Source organism: Bradyrhizobium sp. SZCCHNRI1029 (genome assembly GCF_032487555.1).
GTDB lineage: Bacteria > Pseudomonadota > Alphaproteobacteria > Rhizobiales > Xanthobacteraceae > Bradyrhizobium.
Map to the genome: position 1 here is coordinate 390,728 of NZ_JAUEUK010000002.1, position 12,138 is coordinate 402,865.

Genomic DNA, 12,138 nt, shown 5'->3' on the forward strand with positions numbered 1-12,138 from the left:
TGAAATCACGCCGCGACCGGCGTGTCGTCGAGCTGGCTCCATTCCGCCCAAGCGCCGTCGTAGACGGCGGCGTTCGGAACGCCGAGCCGGTAGAGCGCCAACGCCAGCATGCAGGAGGTGATGCCCGAGGCGCAGGTGGTAACGATCGGCTTGTTCAGATCGACGCCCGCGGCCGTAAAGCGTGCGGTGAGCGCGTCGGGCGCCAGCAGCACGCCGGAGTCCGGATCGACCAGATCGGCCCAGGGCAGGTTGATGGCACCTGGAATGTGGCCCTGGCGCTTGAAGGTGAACACGTCTGCCTGCGTGCCGTCGAACTTGCCGGGCCCGCGCGCATCGATGAGTTGGCCGCCGGCCTGCAGCAGGCGACGCACGTCGGCCGAGGTCGCGACCAGGCCGGGCTGGAAGCTGGCCGTGAAGCTCGCCGGCACCGGGCGCACCGGCGTCATCTCCGCCGGCCTCTTCTCCTTGGTCCATTTGCCGAAGCCGCCGTCGAGCAGGGCGACGTTGTCGTGCCCGAATACGCGGAACATCCACCACACGCGGCCCGCGGCCGAGCCGCCATAGTGACGGTCGTAGACGACGACGCGATCGGCATTGCTGATGCCGAGCAGCCCGACCTTGTGGGCGAAATCGCCCGCTGACGGCAGCATGTGCGGCAGCGGGTTGGACTTGTCGGCGACCTGGTCGATATCGAAATGCACTGAGCCCGGCAGGTGCCGGCCGCGGTATTGCGTACGGCCGTCCAGGTTGGTGCTCGGATGGTGCCAGGTGCAGTCGAGGATCTTGGTGGCGGGATCGGAAAGATGTTGTGCCAGCCAGTCGGAGCTGACCAGGGTGCTCGAGGGATCCGTGCTCATGCATGCGCTCGCGATTTGAAGAGCCAACAGGATGACTGACGCGCTTGCGGGCGTCAGAGCGTCTTCGGCATCGGATAGCCCGGGCGTGGATGGGTGTCGTAGTATTCCGGACGCTCCGGCCAGCCGCCTTCGGCGACGATCTTGAAGGTCGCGACCGTGACCGGCGCGCCGGGCGAGCACGACACTTCGGTGAACTTGATTTCGCGCTCGCCTGGGCCGGCGGAGAAATCGGCGACGGTAGTACCGTCCGCCTTGCGCGCCCGCGCAAAGCCGGGCGTGCCGACGGTGGCCGCCGGCACGGACGTCGCGACGAAGTTCGGCTGCTCGAGGCCATCCACCGCGGCGCCGAAGGCGGGCGAGCCGAACGTGAAGGTCGCGAGCACGCCGCTGCGGTCGACCGGCTTGTCCGCGGTGATCGGACGCGCCACCGAGTAGACCGTCAGCGTGCCGCCCTCCATTGCCGCCTTGATGTCGTCGAGCGAGCTCTCGACGAATTCCAGTGCCACGTTCATGTCGATCTCCTTACAAAGAGGCGCCTTTGCAGGAGAAATTTTCAAGTTCTGTGCCAGTCTATCGCAGCAGCAAAGAAGGCGAGGCGGACAGGCGGAGTTGCGCGAATCTTGCAACGCGGCTCGCAAGCGAGCCGACCGTCGCTCCTGCTGCGCCGAAGCGGCCGTGTCGGAGATGCGCCAGACATCGATGAGGCCCGACATGACGACCGACGTCGCCTACGCCATCTGCAGCTTCAACGACATTCCGAGCCGCCGCGCCATGGGCTTCCAGCTCATGATCGTCGCGGAGGACGGCAGCCACCGCCCGTGGCCGATCTTCGTGATCCGCTGGGGCAAGCAGGTGTTCGGCTATCTGAACATGTGCCCGCACGACAAGGTCAATCTCGACTGGGAGCGCAATCAGTTCCTGGACGGCAACGGCCTTCGCATCCTCTGCGGCAAGCACGGCTCGCTGTTCGAGATCGGTACCGGGCTCTGCGTCGATGGCCCGTGCAGGGGCGAGAGCCTGACGCCGGTCGCGCTGAGCGTGCTGGATGGCGACATCTGCGTGACCGGCGTGACCCTGGTCGAGGATGACGAGGAAGAGGGTGAGACCGGCCTGCAGTGTGAGGAAGGCTGAGGCGGCGATCGCGGTGAAGTCCCGACGGAAACTGCCGGGACTTCATCTTGAATTTGAAGAAACGAACGGTCTCAGACTGGCCGGTTCTCGTTGCGGTTCTTGACCGGCTCCATCCTGGCCAGTGCATCCGCGTAGGGCACGAGATCGTAGTTCTCGCTGAAGTCCTTGGCGGCGTCGAGCACGTAGTCGAGCTTGCCGGCGGTATCGAGCTTCTTGATGTCGTTCTTGTCGATCGACAGCAGCTCCAGCATCTCCTTCCAGACCGTGGATTCGTCGCAAGGCAGCACGTAGAAGGTGATGTCGTCGATCTTGATGCGGTACTTCGCCAGCAGATCGATGTTGTTGCAGAACATGAGGTACTTGCCGTCCGGCGTCAGCAGGCCCTTGAGCACCTCGGCCGCGGTCTCGAGATAGGCCAGCGAGTGGATGTAGCCGGCGAGCACCGGGATCGTTGATGCACCGTCTTGCGCGATCGTCAGCACCTGCTCGATCGAGAAGTCCGGCGGACGCTTCTCGTCCGCAACCTGGGTCTGGAACTTCAGCGCGATATCGCCGCGGAAGCCGAACCGTCCCGGCTTGGTGGTCGGCGCCTTGAGAACGGCGTTCAGCAGCCGCCCTTCCTTGTCGAGCTGCGCGAGCGCGGTGGTCTCGATCGCAACCGTCTTCTCCAATGTCGTCATCAGCAATCCCCTCGCATGTCCTTGTCAGCCGTTCGCCGCACGGCGCGGTCGAAAGGGACGTGATGCAAATTGTCTGCCGGTGTGTGTGGCGGCTTGATTTGCTTGGTTCTTTTGCCTCTCGCGCCAGTGATTGTCGGGTTTGCGCCCCGACATCGCGCCGACTCCCGCGCGACACGGCGTGAACAGCGCCTGTCGGAAAGCCGACACGCGTCGGAAACGCCACAGCGACAGCATGAAAAGCTGAGGTCTTTCAGGCGATTGCTGCATGGCATGAGACTTGCCAATTCCGTTCACAACAGCCGAATGGGAAAGGCGAGACGATGATGATCAACCTGACCGACAGCGCCATCAATGCGGTCCGCAACGCGATCACGACCTCCGACAAGCCGGTCGACGGCCTCAGGATCATGGTCGAAGCCGGCGGCTGCGCCGGGCTCAAATACAACATGGGCCTCGTCAGCGGCAGCGAGCCGGAGGACACCGTGATCGAGCGCGAGGGCGTGCGCGTGCTCGTCGATCACAAGAGCCTCGAATATCTCGAAGGCACGACGATCGATTTCGTCATCGCGCTCGAGGGCTCCGGCTTCACCTTCGAGAACCCGAATGCCAAGTCGAGCTGCGGCTGCGGCAAGTCGTTCGCTTGAGTCTTCGCTCGATCATCCAACACGCGAGAAGTGAAACCATGCTGGTCGAATCCCAGGGCATCGTCGAAGCGCCGTCGCAGATGAGCGAGCGCGAGCGGATCATCCGGGCCGTGATCGAGGAGGTCCGTCCGAACCTCAAGCGCGACGGCGGCGATTGCGAGCTCGTCGAGATTGACGGCAACAAGATCATGGTCAAGCTCGCCGGCGCCTGCATCTTCTGCAAGCTCGCCAGCGCGACGCTGGAGGGCATCCAGGCGCGCATGATCGAGAAGCTCGGCGAATTCGTCCGCCTCGTTCCGGTGGCCGGCGCAGCCAAGGCGCGGCATTAAGGAGCGGCCTTGCGTCCGGTCTATCTCGACAACAACGCGACGACACGAGCCGATCCGGAGGTCGTCGCGGCGATGTTGCCGTTCTTTACGGACCAGTTCGGCAATGCTTCATCCTCGCATGCCTTCGGCAGCGAGGTCGCCGGGGCCGTGAGGCAGGCGCGCAAGAGCCTGCAGGCGCTGCTGGGCGCCGCCTTCGACCACGAGATCGTCTTTACCTCCGGTGGGACGGAATCCGACAACACCGCGCTGCTGTCGGCGCTTGAGACGCAGGACGGTCGCGACGAGATCGTCACGACGGCGGTGGAGCATCCCGCAATCCTGTCGCTCGTCGAGTATCTCAGCGGCAAGCGCGGCCTCACGGTGCATCTGATCGGCGTCGATGCGGCCGGCCGGCTCGATCTCGAGGCTTACAAGCGCGCGCTCGGCCCGCGCACGGCGATCGCCTCGGTGATGTGGGCCAACAACGAAACCGGCACGCTGTTTCCGGTGTCCGATCTGGCCAGGCTCGCGCATGAGGCCGGCGCGCTGTTCCACACCGACGCCGTGCAGGCGGTCGGCAAGATCGCGATCGATCTGAAATCCGCTGGCGTCGACATGCTGTCGTTGTCCGGCCACAAGCTGCACGGCCCCAAGGGCATCGGTGCGCTTTATGTTCGGAAGGGCACACCGTTCGCGCCGCTGCTGCGCGGCGGCCCGCAGGAGCGCCGCCGGCGCGGCGGCACCGAGAACGTGCCGGGCATCATCGGGCTCGGCAAGGCGGCCGAGCTGGCGGCAAAGCATCTCGCGGACGAGCAGGGCCGCGTCCGCGCGCTGCGCGACCGGCTGGAGCAGGGCATCCTCCAGAGCGTCGGCCATTGCGTCGTGCTCGGCGACCTCGCTGCGCGGCTGCCGAACACCTCCAACATCGCCTTCCAGCATCTCGAGGGCGAGCCGATCGTCATGCGGCTGAACCAAGCCGGTATCGCCGCCTCGCTCGGCTCGGCCTGCGCCTCCGGCTCGATGGAGCCGTCGCACGTGCTCCGCGCGATGAACGTGCCGCCGGACCTGCTGCGCGGGGCTGTCCGGTTCTCGCTGTCGCGCGACACCACGGACGACGACATCGATCGCATGCTGCAGATCCTGCCCGACATCGTCGGCCGGCTGCGCGAGACCTCGCCGGCCTGTCTGCAGCATCGTCAATCGCCCTCGACGGACGCCCTTCGCCCTACGGAGCTCACGCAATGAAAGTCATGATCCGCCGCTCGCCGGAAACGGGCTTGTCGATCTACGTCCCCAAAAAGGATCTCGAGGAGCCCATCGTCGAGTCGGAGCACGAGTCCTTGTGGGGCGGCTGGATCCGCATCGCCAACGGATGGGTCCTCGAACTGCCGCAGATGGCCGCCGACACGCGGCTGCCGATCACGATCAACGCGCGCAAGCGCGGTGGCGAAGGGGACGAGTGATGAATGCGCCGCTTCCTCATATCGACATCGTCAAGCAGGCCGATGCCGAGGCCCTGCTCAAGGACGTCGTCGCCGGACTGAAGGCCGGCAAGGTCGTCCCGTTCCTCGGTCCCGCCGTGTCGGAGCAGTCCGGCGCCACGGTGCCGATGAATCCCGAAGCGCTGGCTGCGTTCTTCGGCACCAAGGTGGCGCTGCCGCGCCGAGCCAAGGGCAATGCGTGGGCTTCAGCCCAGCACATCGAGAGCACGCGCCACCGCTCGACGGTGACGGCGTTGATGGCCGAAGCCTTTGCCGCGCCCGTTGCACCGACACCGCTGCAGCAGCATCTGGCGTCGCTGCCGCTGCCGATGATCGTCGACAGTTGGTATGACGGCGCAATGCGAACCGCGCTCGCCGGGCGCGGCGATTGGGGCGAGGTGCAGGGCATCACGCGGGCCGGAATCGGCGAGGACCGCTGGTATCGCTTCTACGACGCCGCGGGCGCCGAGAGCGATCGCGAGAAGGCCGCAAGCTGGACTACGCTGCTCTACAAGCCGCATGGCGGGATCACGCCGGCCAGGAACTTCCTGATCACCGACGCCGACTATGTCGAGGTGCTGACCGACATCGATATCCAGACACCGATACCCGACACGGTCAAGGACCGGCGCACCGACCGCACCTTCCTGTTCATCGGCTGCCGCTTCAACGACCAGTTGCTGCGCACCTATGGCCGCCAGGTCATCAAGCGCTCCGGCGCCGATCACTACGTCCTGGTCGAGCCCGACTCATTGTCGAAGAACGAGCTGAAGTTCTTCATCGCCGAGCGGTTGACGCCGATCGCGATTCCGCTGGCCCGCGCGAGCGAGATCATCATCGGCGGCTGAGCGAGACCACGACACCGGAAATCGAACAGCGTGGCCGCAAGCTGCGCTGTTTTGCCGTTCGTCCTGTGTCCCAATTCGAGTCTGTAACGTTTCTAACAACGTCCGAAACGAGAGCCTTTCGCATGTTGGCAAGGCGACAGGCGCGATGATTTGGCTAAGGCGTTGATAGTCTGACGAAATGATCTTGTCCGCGGCGTGGCACGCGAGTTGCTGAACCCTAGCCCAAGGCGGTTTGCGGCTCGCCAGCAACGTTAAGGAGCGGACATGGACGCGTCAGTGCAGCACGAACAGGCGACGATACCGGACGGCGACAAGCTGAGCTCGGTGATGCAGACCATCGCGGAACACAAGGGTTGCGGCACCTCGGGCGGCAGCGGCAAGGCGAGCTGTGGCTCGGGCGCCGGCGAGAACGACCTGCCGCCGGAGATCTGGGAGAAGGTGAAGAACCATCCCTGCTACAGCGAGGAGGCGCATCATCACTACGCGCGCATGCACGTCGCCGTCGCGCCCGCCTGCAACATCCAGTGCAACTACTGCAACCGAAAATATGACTGCGCCAACGAGTCGCGTCCGGGCGTCGTCAGCGAAAAGCTGTCGCCCGAGCAAGCCGCCAAGAAGGTGCTCGCCGTTGCCTCGACCATTCCGCAGATGACCGTGCTGGGCATTGCCGGCCCTGGCGATCCGCTCGCCAATCCCGAGAAGACGTTCAAGACCTTCGAGCTGATCGCGCGCACCGCCCCCGACATCAAGCTCTGCCTGTCGACCAACGGTCTCGCGCTGCCCGACCACGTCGACACCATCGCCGGCTTCAACGTCGACCACGTCACGATTACCATCAACATGGTCGATCCCGAGATCGGCGCCAAGATCTATCCCTGGGTTTTCTGGAAGCACAAGCGCTACACCGGCGTCGAGGCGGCCAAGCTGCTCACCGACCGCCAGTTGCAGGGCCTGGAGATGCTGACCGAGCGCGGCATCCTCTGCAAGGTCAACTCGGTGATGATCCCAGGGGTCAACGACAAGCACCTCGTCGAGGTCAACAAGGCGGTGAAGTCGCGCGGCGCGTTCCTGCACAACATCATGCCGCTGATCTCGTCGCCGGAGCACGGCACCGTGTTCGGTTTGACCGGCCAGCGCGGTCCGACCGCGCAGGAGCTGAAGGCGCTGCAGGACGAGTGCGAAGGCGAGATGAACATGATGCGGCATTGCCGCCAGTGCCGCGCGGACGCCGTGGGCCTGCTCGGTGAGGATCGCTCGGCCGAATTCACCACCGACAAGATCATGGCGATGGAGGTGAACTACGATATCGACAGTCGCAAGGCCTATCAGGAGGCGGTCGAGCAGGAGCGTGTCGCCAAGGTCGTGGCGAAGCAGGAGGAGCTCGCCTCGCTCGCCGGCCAGTCGAGCGACATCAAGCTCTTGATCGCGGTCGCGACCAAGGGCTCGGGCCTGATCAACGAACATTTCGGCCACGCCAAGGAGTTCCAGGTCTACGAGCTCTCCACCGCCGGTGCCAAGTTCGTCGGTCACCGCCGTGTCGACCTGTACTGCCAGGGCGGCTATGGCGACGAGGACAGCCTGGAGACCGTCATCCGCGCCATCAACGACTGCCATGCGGTGTTCGTGGCCAAGATCGGCGGCTGCCCGAAGAGCGACCTGCTGGCCGCGGGCATCGAGCCGGTCGATCAGTTCGCGCACGAGTTCATCGAAAAGTCCGCGATCGCCTGGTTCAAGGACTACCTCGACAAGGTGAACAGCGGCGAAATCCAGCACGTCGTGCGCGGTGACGCCGAAATTCGCCAGGGCGCCCTGATTTCGGCGGCGTGACACCAGACCCCGGCGACGCTGTTGCGTCGCCGGGCCCCTTCGACAGGAGCCTTTGATGACCTTGAAGATCATTGCCTCGCAGTGCACGAGCTGCTCGGCCTGTGAACCCGAATGTCCGAACGTGGCGATCTCGGAGAAGAACGGCACCTTCGTGATCGATCCGAAGAAGTGCACAGAATGCATCGGCCATTTCGACGAGCCGCAATGCGCGGCGGTCTGCCCGGTCGACAACACCTGCGTGATCGACAATTCGTTCCCGCGCTACCAGCCGCCGGCTTGAGGGAGACCGAGATGAACTTCACCCTCACGCCTGCCGCGCAAAAATTCATGCGAATGATGCTGCGAACCGACGGTACCGCGGGCTCCGGCTTCCGTCTCGCGGTGTCGCCCGGCGGCTGCTCCGGCCTTGCGGCCGATATCAGCGTGCTCGCCACGCCGCAGCCCGGTGATGCCGTGGTCGAGCGCGACGGTGTCAGGCTGTTTCTGCCGGCGGAAAGCCGCTTGCTGCTCGACGGTGTGACCATCGACTTCGCGGATACTGCGACGCAGACCGGCCTCGTGTTTCACGATCCGAAGCAGGTTTCGTGCTCGACCCACGCCTTGAAGGCGCTGGAGCACTAGGACAGCCCGCCATGCCCACCGATGCCCGGCCCAGCTCTCAGACCGCCATCGAGGACGCGTTGCTCGCCGACGCGCTGCTCGGCGGCGGCCTGCCGGAGGAAGCCGAGTATCATCTGTGGCAGGCGGGCCAGAGCTATCATCTCGACGAGGTCGCGGAGACGCACCTGAAAGAGGCGGAAGCGCTGGCGCCTGGGCATGCAGCGGTCCTGATCGGCTTCTACCGGTTCTATTTCTACAAGGGACGGCTCGCCGACGCGCTGCGCATCGCCAAGCGATGCCTCGCCAAGGCGGCCGCCGAAAACTGCTTGCCGCCGCACTGGCGCGACGTTCGCGCCGGTCATGCCGAGTTCGGCAGCTATGACAACATGCTGCCGCGCTTCTTCATGTTCACCTTGAAGGGATACGCCTATTTGCAGATGCGCCTCGGCAATCTCGTCGAGGGACGGCTCGCGGTGCAAAAGCTGCTCGAGCTCGATCCCAGCGATAAGATCGGCGCACGCGTCCTGCTCGAGGTGGTCGACCGGGTGGAGCTCGACGATGAATGACGACATCGACGAGGCCATCGACTGGCAGGGCAACGACATCAGCTGTAAGGGCTGCGAGCACGCGCAGCTCAACGCATCCGGCGGCTGTCGCCTTCGGCACGCCTGCGTGCACGACCGCTACGCCCGCCGCATCGACCGCTTCTTCAACTGGAATCCGGCGCTCGCCAACGGCTACGTCAAGCATCCGCATTTCGAGGTGCGGGCTATCGCGGCGAAGCATGCCAGCCCGTTCTTTCTGCCTCCGCTGCTCGACGATCCCGAGGAGACGGTGCGCTGGAACGCCGCGCGGCGGTTGCCGAAGCGGCTGGTGCTCCGGCTGCGCCATGATCCGCATCGCGAGGTCCGCATTCGAATCGCGACCGTGCTCGATCCGGAAGACCTGATGCCGATGATGATGGACGACGACTATTACGTCCGCCTGGTCGTGGCGCGCCGTATCGTGCCGTCCGTGCTTGGCCGCATGATGGGGGACCCGGAGGCCGAGGTACGCCGCGTCGTCGCGCGGCGCATCCCCAGCGACTGGCTGCTCGGCATGATCAGTGACCCAGATCCACGGGTGCGGCTCGAGATCGCCGAGCGCCTCGCGCCGGATCTCCTCACCGCGATGCGCAAGGACGCCGACTGGCGGGTGCGTCACGAGGTTGCGAGCCGGATCGCGCTCAGTGAACTCGCGGAGCTTGCGCGCGACGAGGACCCGCTGGTGCAGGAGATGGCGCGCGACCGGCTCGCGAACCGCTTCGGAGCTGCCATGGAGAAACCGGCATGAGCAACATCGTTCGTGACAGCGAGGTCGTGGAGTTGTCGGCGCCGCCGTACTTCACGTTCGGCGAGAAGGTCAAGGCCAAGCGCACGATCCGCAACGACGGCACCTACGCAGGCAAGGAAATCGGCGAGATCCTCGCGAAGAAGGGCGAGATCGGCTACGTCGTCTCGATCGGAACCTTCCTGCAGCAGTTCTACATCTACGGCGTCGAGTTTCTCGAAAGCGGGAACCGCGTCGGCATGAAACGCAAGGAGCTCGAATCCACCGTGCCCCGCGGGGAGACCGAGGACGAGCTGCCACTGCCGGGAGCATACAGATCATGATCGAGCCACGCCTGCCGAAATATCAATGGGGCCAGCGTGTCAAGGCGCTGATCGACCTCGTCAATGACGGCTCGTTCCCGAACGCGCCGGCCGAAGCCAAGCTGGTCGGAGTCGGCGATATGGGTGAGATCGTCCAGGTCGGCACCCACACCGAGGCGAACATGCCGATCTATCTCGTCGAGTTCGGCGAGCAGCTCGTCGTGGGCTGTCTCGAAGAGGAGATCGTCCCGGTTGAGGTGCGATGATCCACGATGGCTGCAACCGCGCTCAAGCCCAGCTTTGTCCTGCCCGCGCATCCCAACGAGTTGGATCGCAAGCGGATCGCGCGCGCGCTGAAGTCACGCAAGCGCTACCGCTATGTCGAGCCGACGGTGTCGCCGGTCGACGAGGGTTATCACGTCCGCAGTCCTTGCTGCTCGCGCAACATCGACAAGGACGGCGGGGTGATCGACGTCGCGCTGCTGCGCCATGATCCCGCGAATGCGATGTGGAAGCTGTTCTGGAGAGATCACGCGCAGGGGACGTGGGAGCTGCACAGTCTGCATCGGCGGTTGACCGCGGCGGTCGACGAGCTGAACGCGGACCCTGAGCGGATCTTCTGGCAGTAGAGCGAAGAGGACGGGTGACGTGGCATTGGCCGAACAGGAATTGAATGAGATCGCGCAGGTCCTCGAGCGACCCGACGCCGGCAGCGCGGCCTTCGGCGAGCTGCGCCGCCGCTTTCCAAGGCTGGTACTGACACGTTGTGACGCGTCCGATGTCACGGAAGCGCCGTTCCGCAGCTATCCGGCATTCGACCTGCATCTGCTCGACGCCAGCGACCACTGCGCGGGTGTGACCGATGACCTTGCCAAAGCCACCGGCCTGATCCTGGCCAAGCGGAGCTGAGCATGACCAAGCCCTATCTGGTGCATGACGCCGATCGGCAGGAGCAGGATGAAGCGGAGCTTACGCCGGTCGAGGCGAGCTTCATTCCGCTCTCTGATCCCGACATTACCACGGCGGAGATTGCCGCCGTGGACGCGGCGCTGCGCTCGCCGCGGCTGTCCTGCGGTCCGCTGGTCGAGGAGTTCGAGGCGGCATTCGCAAGCTATCTCGGGCGCAGATACGCCATTGCCGTCCCGAGCGGAACGCTTGGCCTGGTCCTGGTCCTGAAAGCGATGGGCATCGGATCGGGCGACGAGGTGATCACGTCGTCGTATTCGTTCCGCGAGATCGCGCATGCCATCAGCATTGTCGGCGCCAAGCCGGTGTTTGCGGATATAGATTACTACTCGGGCACGCTGGCGCCGAGCAAGATCGAGGCGCGCATCACGGAGCGGACAAAGGCGATCCTGGCCGGCAACACCAACGGCCATCCGGCCAAATGGTCGGAGCTGCAGGCGATCGCGAAGACCCGCAATCTGCCTGTCATCGAGGATTCGACCGAGGCCATCGGCTCGAAATATAAGGGGGCGCTGGTCGGTACATTCGGTGCGGCCGCGGTGTTCGATTTCTCGCAGCCTTTCGCGCTCACCTGTGGTGAGGGTGGCATGGTCGTCACCGACGACGTCGACATCGCTGTGGCCGTGCGTCGGCACCGTTCGCACCGGCTCGACGAGCGCGCATCGGTCGTGGTCAGCAGCAGCGCGTCGCACCAGGCGGTGATGAGCGACGTGACCGCCGCGCTCGGGTTGGCGCAATTGCGGCGGATCGACGAGATCCTCGAGCGGCGCAAGCTGATCGAGCAGATCTATTACAGCGAGGTGCAGTCGTTCGAGGGCATCAAGGACCCCTATGTCGGGCCCGATGTCACCGAGGTGAACTGGTTTCTCTACCAGGTGCATCTGGGCACGCGGTTCTCGAAGTCGAGCCGGGATTCGATCGTCGAGGATCTCAGGGTCGAACAGGTCGAGGCCGTGGCCTATTCGAATCCCCTGCATCTGCAGCGGCATTATTTCGACATGGGCTATCGCCGAGGCGATTATCTCGTGACCGAGAAGGTCGCCGATCGTGTGGTGGCCCTGCCGTTCCACGTTCATCTCACCACGGATCAGATCGCCTTCATCGTCGCGACCATGAAGGACGCCTCGGTCAATGTCGGGGCGGGCGCCGCGATCTACTGAGAAGT

The 12,138-nt window shown here is 64.7% G+C and carries 19 protein-coding genes; 16 read left to right on the plus strand and 3 right to left on the minus strand.

Going from position 1 to position 12,138, the window contains the following annotated elements; all coding sequences use genetic code 11:
- Positions 1 to 5: 5 nt before the first annotated feature.
- On the minus strand, positions 6 to 857 hold the full coding sequence (locus tag QW861_RS07480; protein WP_315752840.1) for a sulfurtransferase: 852 nt from the start codon (positions 855 to 857) through the stop codon (positions 6 to 8).
- Positions 858 to 910: 53 nt separating this feature from the next.
- Positions 911 to 1,369 (minus strand): hypothetical protein, encoded by a 459-nt coding sequence (locus tag QW861_RS07485; RefSeq protein WP_315752841.1) that lies wholly within the window; start codon positions 1,367 to 1,369, stop codon positions 911 to 913.
- 199 nt (positions 1,370 to 1,568) lie between these two features.
- On the opposite strand from QW861_RS07485, the gene QW861_RS07490 reads away from it, so the two are divergent.
- Positions 1,569 to 1,988, plus strand: coding sequence for a Rieske (2Fe-2S) protein (locus tag QW861_RS07490; RefSeq protein ID WP_315752842.1), 420 nt, complete (start codon positions 1,569 to 1,571; stop codon positions 1,986 to 1,988).
- Between the two features lie 71 nt (positions 1,989 to 2,059).
- On the opposite strand, the gene QW861_RS07495 is transcribed toward QW861_RS07490, so the two are convergent.
- Entirely contained in the window at positions 2,060 to 2,668 is a 609-nt protein-coding gene (locus QW861_RS07495) for a hypothetical protein (RefSeq protein ID WP_315752843.1), read from the minus strand.
- Positions 2,669 to 2,991: 323 nt separating this feature from the next.
- Between QW861_RS07495 and QW861_RS07500 the strand changes: the two genes are divergently transcribed.
- The 15 genes from QW861_RS07500 (at position 2,992) to QW861_RS07570 (ending at position 12,133) form a co-directional block, all read left to right on the plus strand.
- On the plus strand, positions 2,992 to 3,312 hold the full coding sequence (locus QW861_RS07500; RefSeq protein ID WP_257170758.1) for a HesB/IscA family protein: 321 nt from the start codon (positions 2,992 to 2,994) through the stop codon (positions 3,310 to 3,312).
- Positions 3,313 to 3,350: 38 nt separating this feature from the next.
- On the plus strand, positions 3,351 to 3,641 hold the full coding sequence (locus QW861_RS07505; RefSeq protein ID WP_315713137.1) for a NifU family protein: 291 nt from the start codon (positions 3,351 to 3,353) through the stop codon (positions 3,639 to 3,641).
- Positions 3,642 to 3,650: 9 nt separating this feature from the next.
- On the plus strand, positions 3,651 to 4,865 hold the full coding sequence (gene nifS, locus QW861_RS07510; protein ID WP_315752844.1) for a cysteine desulfurase NifS: 1,215 nt from the start codon (positions 3,651 to 3,653) through the stop codon (positions 4,863 to 4,865).
- Positions 4,862 to 5,083, plus strand: coding sequence for a putative nitrogen fixation protein NifT (nifT, locus tag QW861_RS07515; RefSeq protein WP_315713133.1), 222 nt, complete (start codon positions 4,862 to 4,864; stop codon positions 5,081 to 5,083). The genes nifS and nifT overlap by 4 nt, the downstream gene beginning before the upstream one ends.
- Positions 5,083 to 5,949 (plus strand): SIR2 family protein, encoded by an 867-nt coding sequence (locus tag QW861_RS07520; RefSeq protein WP_315752845.1) that lies wholly within the window; start codon positions 5,083 to 5,085, stop codon positions 5,947 to 5,949. Before nifT ends, QW861_RS07520 begins: the two co-directional genes overlap by 1 nt.
- A gap of 264 nt (positions 5,950 to 6,213) precedes the next feature.
- Entirely contained in the window at positions 6,214 to 7,776 is a 1,563-nt protein-coding gene (gene nifB / locus QW861_RS07525; protein WP_315752846.1) for a nitrogenase cofactor biosynthesis protein NifB, read from the plus strand.
- 55 nt (positions 7,777 to 7,831) lie between these two features.
- On the plus strand, positions 7,832 to 8,056 hold the full coding sequence (locus QW861_RS07530; protein WP_006609676.1) for a YfhL family 4Fe-4S dicluster ferredoxin: 225 nt from the start codon (positions 7,832 to 7,834) through the stop codon (positions 8,054 to 8,056).
- 11 nt (positions 8,057 to 8,067) lie between these two features.
- Positions 8,068 to 8,397, plus strand: a complete 330-nt coding sequence (locus QW861_RS07535) for an iron-sulfur cluster assembly accessory protein (protein WP_315713125.1) — start codon at positions 8,068 to 8,070, stop codon at positions 8,395 to 8,397.
- A gap of 11 nt (positions 8,398 to 8,408) precedes the next feature.
- Positions 8,409 to 8,942 carry a hypothetical protein gene (locus QW861_RS07540; RefSeq protein WP_315752847.1) on the plus strand — a complete coding sequence of 178 codons (534 nt, stop codon included), beginning with the start codon at positions 8,409 to 8,411 and terminating at the stop codon, positions 8,940 to 8,942.
- Positions 8,935 to 9,708 carry a 4Fe4S-binding leucine-rich repeat protein gene (locus QW861_RS07545; RefSeq protein WP_315752848.1) on the plus strand — a complete coding sequence of 258 codons (774 nt, stop codon included), beginning with the start codon at positions 8,935 to 8,937 and terminating at the stop codon, positions 9,706 to 9,708. The genes QW861_RS07540 and QW861_RS07545 overlap by 8 nt, the downstream gene beginning before the upstream one ends.
- The gene (locus tag QW861_RS07550) at positions 9,705 to 10,028 is read left to right on the plus strand and encodes a nitrogen fixation protein NifZ (protein WP_315752849.1); all 324 of its coding nucleotides are present in this window, start codon (positions 9,705 to 9,707) and stop codon (positions 10,026 to 10,028) included. The genes QW861_RS07545 and QW861_RS07550 overlap by 4 nt, the downstream gene beginning before the upstream one ends.
- Positions 10,025 to 10,273, plus strand: coding sequence for a nitrogen fixation protein NifZ (locus QW861_RS07555; protein ID WP_315752850.1), 249 nt, complete (start codon positions 10,025 to 10,027; stop codon positions 10,271 to 10,273). Before QW861_RS07550 ends, QW861_RS07555 begins: the two co-directional genes overlap by 4 nt.
- Positions 10,274 to 10,279: 6 nt before the next feature.
- Complete coding sequence (locus QW861_RS07560; RefSeq protein ID WP_315713117.1) at positions 10,280 to 10,636, plus strand: DUF3024 domain-containing protein; 357 nt, start codon at positions 10,280 to 10,282, stop codon at positions 10,634 to 10,636.
- A gap of 19 nt (positions 10,637 to 10,655) precedes the next feature.
- A complete protein-coding gene (locus QW861_RS07565; protein WP_315752851.1) occupies positions 10,656 to 10,916 on the plus strand; it encodes a hypothetical protein in 261 nt (86 codons plus the stop codon).
- A gap of 2 nt (positions 10,917 to 10,918) precedes the next feature.
- Positions 10,919 to 12,133: a DegT/DnrJ/EryC1/StrS family aminotransferase gene (locus QW861_RS07570; protein WP_315752852.1), complete on the plus strand. Its 1,215-nt coding sequence runs from the start codon at positions 10,919 to 10,921 to the stop codon at positions 12,131 to 12,133.
- Positions 12,134 to 12,138 lie beyond the last annotated feature (5 nt).

Coding starts and splice junctions, on each gene's coding strand:
- QW861_RS07480 (WP_315752840.1), bottom strand. CDS start 857: ATGAGCACGGATCCCTCGAGCACCCTGGTCAGCTCCGACTGGCTGGCA.
- QW861_RS07485 (WP_315752841.1), bottom strand. CDS start 1,369: ATGAACGTGGCACTGGAATTCGTCGAGAGCTCGCTCGACGACATCAAG.
- QW861_RS07490 (WP_315752842.1), top strand. CDS start 1,569: ATGACGACCGACGTCGCCTACGCCATCTGCAGCTTCAACGACATTCCG.
- QW861_RS07495 (WP_315752843.1), bottom strand. CDS start 2,668: ATGACGACATTGGAGAAGACGGTTGCGATCGAGACCACCGCGCTCGCG.
- QW861_RS07500 (WP_257170758.1), top strand. CDS start 2,992: ATGATCAACCTGACCGACAGCGCCATCAATGCGGTCCGCAACGCGATC.
- QW861_RS07505 (WP_315713137.1), top strand. CDS start 3,351: ATGCTGGTCGAATCCCAGGGCATCGTCGAAGCGCCGTCGCAGATGAGC.
- nifT (WP_315713133.1), top strand. CDS start 4,862: ATGAAAGTCATGATCCGCCGCTCGCCGGAAACGGGCTTGTCGATCTAC.
- QW861_RS07520 (WP_315752845.1), top strand. CDS start 5,083: ATGAATGCGCCGCTTCCTCATATCGACATCGTCAAGCAGGCCGATGCC.
- nifB (WP_315752846.1), top strand. CDS start 6,214: ATGGACGCGTCAGTGCAGCACGAACAGGCGACGATACCGGACGGCGAC.
- QW861_RS07530 (WP_006609676.1), top strand. CDS start 7,832: ATGACCTTGAAGATCATTGCCTCGCAGTGCACGAGCTGCTCGGCCTGT.
- QW861_RS07535 (WP_315713125.1), top strand. CDS start 8,068: ATGAACTTCACCCTCACGCCTGCCGCGCAAAAATTCATGCGAATGATG.
- QW861_RS07540 (WP_315752847.1), top strand. CDS start 8,409: ATGCCCACCGATGCCCGGCCCAGCTCTCAGACCGCCATCGAGGACGCG.
- QW861_RS07545 (WP_315752848.1), top strand. CDS start 8,935: ATGAATGACGACATCGACGAGGCCATCGACTGGCAGGGCAACGACATC.
- QW861_RS07550 (WP_315752849.1), top strand. CDS start 9,705: ATGAGCAACATCGTTCGTGACAGCGAGGTCGTGGAGTTGTCGGCGCCG.
- QW861_RS07555 (WP_315752850.1), top strand. CDS start 10,025: ATGATCGAGCCACGCCTGCCGAAATATCAATGGGGCCAGCGTGTCAAG.
- QW861_RS07560 (WP_315713117.1), top strand. CDS start 10,280: ATGGCTGCAACCGCGCTCAAGCCCAGCTTTGTCCTGCCCGCGCATCCC.
- QW861_RS07570 (WP_315752852.1), top strand. CDS start 10,919: ATGACCAAGCCCTATCTGGTGCATGACGCCGATCGGCAGGAGCAGGAT.